The following is a 5,147-nucleotide window of genomic DNA, read 5'->3' as shown; positions in this document are numbered from 1 at the left end:
ATTCGTTATCATCCTGCAGTATAGGGTTAGCCTTTATCCATTTTGTTTTATCATGTGGATTATCGTCCTTGTCCAGTTCACGAATCATAACAAAATACTGCTCGTCTTGTATTTCGCCATCCAGTATTTTGCAACATATATCGTATTCTTTTTTTGCCGGATTATTTTCAGCTTCTTTACCGGCTGTGGTAATGATGCACATCAAAGACTGCTGACGTTTACCAAAACCCGAATATAATACATCATGGATTTCGCTAGTGGAATGAGCGTGATACTCATCAATAATTACTATGCAAGGAGCCCCGCTGTCTTTATTCTTTGTCTCCTTTGATAACGGTCTAAGCCAACCGCCTCGACTTTCATGCTCAATATATGTACGTCGGATATGTAATCGTTTTGATATATCAGGGCTTATCTCGCCCATCTTTTTAGCGTCTAGCCAGATACGCTTGGCTTGCTCTTTATCAACCGCCGCGCACTCGACTTCTGGGCTGCTTTCATATTGTTTCAGTTCAGGATGCCCCGGGGGATATACACAATCGCTGCACATACCGTAAAGAGCAAGGCCGCTCATTTCGGTAGACTTTACATTCCCTCGGGCCCTCATGTTGAAGGATTTCTTAAACCGTCGACGGCCAGTATCCTTATGTACCCAACCAAAAAGGCAGCCTATATCAAACTTTTGAAAAGGTTGCAGTTGTATAAGTTGACCTGAAAAAGGTCCACGCACATGCCGACAGCATCTCTCGAACCAGTCAAATAGTCTGTTGGCCCTGGTTTCGTCAAATATAAAAGGGAACTCTTCTGTTCCCTGTCTTTGCAAATCCCTCAAGTGCCTCTCACAGGCCTGCCATTCCCTTTTACATGATGACCGAAGACCTGAGATAATTTCAACGGCATATCTGGTTGTTGGATGTAACTTTCCAAGATCTTTAGTTGTATACTGCATATCATCACCCTAGTCAAACAAATCAGCATTAGGGTCAGCTTTGTGTTCTGCCCGTTTCTTGGCAAGTCTTGCTCTTGCTTCAGGGGTAACACCAAGAGCCTTTGCATATGTCAGCGATGTTTTCGAAAGGCTCTCGAACCTTTTTATATTATCATCCAATAGAGCCTTTGCTTTTGCCGATTCAAGTTTGCAATAGGTTGCAAGTGCCATTGCATCGAGGTTATCAATAAGATCCAGGTCTTTAGCGTCTTTAATAATCCTCTTCCAAAGAGCGTAGGCCTCTTTGTCCTCCTTTAGCCATTTCGGTGGCTTCGGTTTAACCGGCGTTTTCCTTTGCATGCTCTGAGCAGCTGCCTCTCTGGCTTTAACTTCATCTTTGGTCCAGTGTTTACCTCCACCTTTTTTGCCGACTTTCATTTTGTCGAAGGAAACTACCTGTGGCAAACTGCTCACCTCCTTCCTAAACTCGCCTCACTTATTTTTTTTGGGGACTTTTTTGCGCAGAAGAGGCCCGCACGGTCTAGGTCAGCAACTCCTAAAACTTCTGACCCCCCCCTACCCCTTGAAACTGTAAGGTCTGAGAGGTTTTCCTATTTTTAACATAATTCCACCTGTATATCATAACTCTTTATTGTTATATACCTATAGAGGGTATTTGTTTTTTTTACTCTTGTCTTATGACCCCAATATCTACTCCATCATCAAGCACTATCAACTTTATACTCTTGCTTAGTCCTAACGATTCCCTAATGAAACTGTGTAGTCTTTCTGTAGATTGTTCGCTAAGCTTCTCGTTCAGTTTTACCACAAGAGTATCGCCGGGCTTTAACTCCAGCGCACTCAAGGTCTCTATCTTTTCTAAAACATTATTGTTCATTACCAACAGCACTCTCTTTATCGATACCAAAGAATAATATCTTCAGCCATACACATATGAATATTAGCAGTAGCTTCGGCCACTGATACCATTTCACACTTGAGCAGTCCAGGTTCTTGAAGAACACTATCGGCCAACCCCACCATTTAATTCGTATAACTGCATAGCGTTTATTGTTTTTTCCTGCCATTCTTATATCCATATACCTTGGTGCCTTAGCCATTTCCAAACCCTCCATCTTCTCTGGCTGTCTTTCTATCATGACACCATTTACAAAGCGGTTGCCAATTTGTTTCATCCCAGAACAATTCCTGGTTCCCTTTATGCGGCATGATATGGTCTACTACTGTAGCAGAGGTAATGCGTCCTTGCTTCTGACACTCAACACACAGCGGATGCCTTGTTAGAAACACCTTTCTTGCTCGCTGCCATTTTACGTCATATCCTCTTTGTGCAGCCGTACCCCTGCGTTCATCATAGTCATGCTCCTGCTTCTTATGTACCTCGCAGTACCTTTCCCTTGTCAGATTCGGGCACCCTGGATAGTTACATGGTTTCAGCGGCTTATACGGCACGTTACCACCAACCATACACTTGTGAATATACACAACAGCGTCAGCTTGCACATCCAGTCGAGCATCTTTTTCATGCTTCTGTATATGCCGCACTTCTCGAATTCTTCTCTCACCCTTGCAATATCCACCGGTTACACCCCTTTTTTTATCTTCCACACCGGCTTCTGAAACGTCTCAGAAAAATACCTTTCACTAATAGGGTAGTTTTGGGCAAAAAGTCAAACGTTTTTCAGCCAATGTCGAAAAATTTTTTTATTTTTTTTGATTTTTTTATCCTTTTGACCGCTCTTTGGATGGTAGTTGACACACTTTGCTTTGTTATGCCCTTTTGTTTTGCGATTTCCCGCATGGACATTCCGTCCATGAAATACATCTGTACCAGTTCCCTTTGCCGGTCCGTGAGCTCGGTTTGTATTACCTCACGTATCGCCTGCTTCATCTCCTGGATCTGGTTCGAGTTGGTGAAGGATATCCTCCTCAAATAAGTTTCTGAAGTAAGGTATATATCTTCTAGCTTTTCTTCGGTTACAGGTATATTTCTCACTTCGCCACCACCCCGGCTTATAATAATACTTCATCTCTGTGGTTATCTGTCTTAAATCATCTCGCATTGACAAAAGGGGCTTCAAACGGTCTTGGAGCACCTGAATGTGTGCCTTATCCGATTTCTTATTTCCTTTCAGCTTTTTTAGCTCACCCTGCAGCTTATGTATCCGCTTATTAAGCGGCCGGAGTGATTTTTTGTACTCCTTTGCCAGCTGCTTCAGTTCCATAAGACCAGCCCCCTTTGTCAATGGGTACCATGCCTAATTTGTTTCACTCTCCTGTTAACCCGCTTATATGCATCATGTTGCATAACCTGTGTCACAGATAACCCCCTGAAATATTGCTCCATGAAGCATTTCCATGTCAGCAGTTCCTCCAGAACCTCCCAGGAAAGAAGCTCTGCAATTGTTATAAAACCTTTCCTAACAGGAGCTATGCTCCTCCCGTTCACCCTGAACATATGTCTTCACCTCACTAAAAAGAAGAGACGCCACCTAAATGGTAGCGCCTCCGTTACTCGGTCAGCCTACTTTTCAACTTTGTCCTTGTCCGTATATTCAATTGATATTAAAATATCGCCGTTTATGTTTTGCAGATGAATTTTGAAAAAATTCTGTTTACCTAACACTATTATAGCATTAATTGCCTCTTCAAGCTTTTGGTGTAGTTTTTCTTTAAGCTTGTCGTCTTTCAACCGCCTCACACCCCGCTTTTTGAAGTTATGTTACCGTGACGGAGCAATTATTCCTTTCCCCCAAATCAATGTTCTTTTAGGAGGATAACGCTTTATAATCTCATTCATTTTTGTTGCACTGTGAATTATTATCACAGCCTTTGATGCTATCTTGTACATTTCATTAAATGCTTTAGAATAAAATTCCCAATAATCGCCTTGTACATCTTCGTCTTTAAACGGTGGACTTGTGAATACTAAATCTACAATCGGTAAATGTCGGCTTGATTGTCTTGTTTACCGGTGTACCATACCCGTTGGTATCAGCTCCGCACAACCAACATTTTTCATCATCGCACTCAGGGACCTCCGGAAAGGAGTACTCAACTTCTTTACCCGAAGGAGTTTTTACCACTGGTGTTTTCTGTGCAGCGGTATATATGAATTGCGTTGCGGAGTATATTCGTTCACCTATCCTTACATGCATCTTTATCACCCGCCAGTATTTTTTTGAACCCTTTTATGGCAGTTTTAAATGCTTTTGTGTAGAGTTCATCTATGGCTTTCATGCCTTTTATAAAAGAATTTGTTTCTTCGTCGTGGCACTCTTTGAATATGCCCATATCAGCAGTTTCCATCTTGGTAAGTGTATATCCCTGCAGAAACATTTCTCTTATTTGCTCCAAATCAAGGCTGGTTATCACTCGTATTTCATTTTCCAATTTTTGCAGTCGATTAGCTTCTTCAACAATATTTCTTATGCCGTTAAGGCCGTTTAAGAAATTATCGCTACATTCCCCACATATAACCTTAAACGCCACATCCTCTTTACCGCAGCTACAACACTTCTTCATCAATCCCCCTCCTCCAGTATGTACGCCTCCAGGTACTTAACACCGAACTCCATACAAGCATCGTAGTCGTTTATGAACACGTCCAGGCACCCGTTTTTTACTGCGCCGCCACGGTCCTTTACCACGAATATGCCACGGTTGGGCTTGTCCCTGAAGTAAGGGAGGTACACCCTGGTACCGAACGGCAGTTCTGGACCAGCTGCTATCGTGTGCCACTCCTTTACCCGTTCTCCGGATGCCGTGATGCCGTACTCAGGATGGTCCGGGTACTTGCCGCAGGCCTGATACGATAAGTCATAAGCCGTTACCCGGAATATTTCAGCCCTACCGTTTCTACTGACAGCTACATGAACCCGTTCTGTCAATTCATCCACCTTTTGCTCTATGGGCTCGATGTCCGGCAGTTTTTCTTCCAGTCTTGTCAGTTTATCGGCCATCTTGCCCATCCTGGCGCTTTCGGCTTTTATTTCGAATAAGTTAATTAGCGTCAGGCAAAGCACCATACAAAGTACAAACATGAGATTTCTCGCAGTTCCCTCATTCATCTTCACCAACCCCCACCTCCAAATCATCTTATATTTCATTAAGCAATAGTTTAAAAATATCAAGCTGACCTACATTTCCCCTTACCGGGCAATCGTCGGGCAACAGGTAATAGTAATCATGCTCCTTT

General features: G+C 42.9%; 11 protein-coding genes. All 11 read right to left on the bottom strand.

The genetic code is table 11. The annotated features are described in order from the left end of the window. Positions 1 to 949: terminase large subunit (locus HPY74_19715; protein NSW92836.1), on the bottom strand; the 949-nt coding region annotated here is incomplete at its 3' end. Positions 950 to 958: 9 nt separating this feature from the next. Then, positions 959 to 1,393, bottom strand: a complete 435-nt coding sequence (locus HPY74_19710) for a P27 family phage terminase small subunit (GenBank protein ID NSW92835.1) — start codon at positions 1,391 to 1,393, stop codon at positions 959 to 961. Positions 1,394 to 1,613: 220 nt separating this feature from the next. After that, positions 1,614 to 1,856: a hypothetical protein gene (locus HPY74_19705; GenBank protein NSW92834.1), complete on the bottom strand. Its 243-nt coding sequence runs from the start codon at positions 1,854 to 1,856 to the stop codon at positions 1,614 to 1,616. After that, positions 1,816 to 2,049: a hypothetical protein gene (locus HPY74_19700; GenBank protein ID NSW92833.1), complete on the bottom strand. Its 234-nt coding sequence runs from the start codon at positions 2,047 to 2,049 to the stop codon at positions 1,816 to 1,818. The genes HPY74_19705 and HPY74_19700 overlap by 41 nt, the downstream gene beginning before the upstream one ends. Next, positions 2,042 to 2,416 (bottom strand): HNH endonuclease, encoded by a 375-nt coding sequence (locus HPY74_19695; GenBank protein NSW92832.1) that lies wholly within the window; start codon positions 2,414 to 2,416, stop codon positions 2,042 to 2,044. Before HPY74_19695 ends, HPY74_19700 begins: the two co-directional genes overlap by 8 nt. A gap of 214 nt (positions 2,417 to 2,630) precedes the next feature. After that, the gene (locus HPY74_19690) at positions 2,631 to 2,945 is read right to left on the bottom strand and encodes a sigma-70 family RNA polymerase sigma factor (protein NSW92831.1); all 315 of its coding nucleotides are present in this window, start codon (positions 2,943 to 2,945) and stop codon (positions 2,631 to 2,633) included. Between the two features lie 246 nt (positions 2,946 to 3,191). Continuing rightward, positions 3,192 to 3,407, bottom strand: coding sequence for a hypothetical protein (locus HPY74_19685; protein ID NSW92830.1), 216 nt, complete (start codon positions 3,405 to 3,407; stop codon positions 3,192 to 3,194). Positions 3,408 to 3,473: 66 nt separating this feature from the next. After that, the gene (locus HPY74_19680; protein NSW92829.1) at positions 3,474 to 3,641 is read right to left on the bottom strand and encodes a hypothetical protein; all 168 of its coding nucleotides are present in this window, start codon (positions 3,639 to 3,641) and stop codon (positions 3,474 to 3,476) included. Between the two features lie 214 nt (positions 3,642 to 3,855). Then, positions 3,856 to 4,107: a hypothetical protein gene (locus HPY74_19675; protein NSW92828.1), complete on the bottom strand. Its 252-nt coding sequence runs from the start codon at positions 4,105 to 4,107 to the stop codon at positions 3,856 to 3,858. Then, positions 4,088 to 4,474 (bottom strand): hypothetical protein, encoded by a 387-nt coding sequence (locus tag HPY74_19670; GenBank protein NSW92827.1) that lies wholly within the window; start codon positions 4,472 to 4,474, stop codon positions 4,088 to 4,090. The genes HPY74_19675 and HPY74_19670 overlap by 20 nt, the downstream gene beginning before the upstream one ends. Further along, the gene (locus HPY74_19665) at positions 4,474 to 5,028 is read right to left on the bottom strand and encodes a 3D domain-containing protein (protein ID NSW92826.1); all 555 of its coding nucleotides are present in this window, start codon (positions 5,026 to 5,028) and stop codon (positions 4,474 to 4,476) included. Before HPY74_19665 ends, HPY74_19670 begins: the two co-directional genes overlap by 1 nt. Between the last annotated feature and the right edge of the window lie 119 nt (positions 5,029 to 5,147).

The sequence above is a fragment of the Bacillota bacterium genome (assembly GCA_013314855.1).
Lineage (GTDB): Bacteria > Bacillota > Clostridia > Acetivibrionales > DUMC01 > Ch48.
The sequence above is the reverse complement of the archived record's forward strand: the minus strand, read 5'-3'. Positions and strand labels throughout refer to the sequence as shown.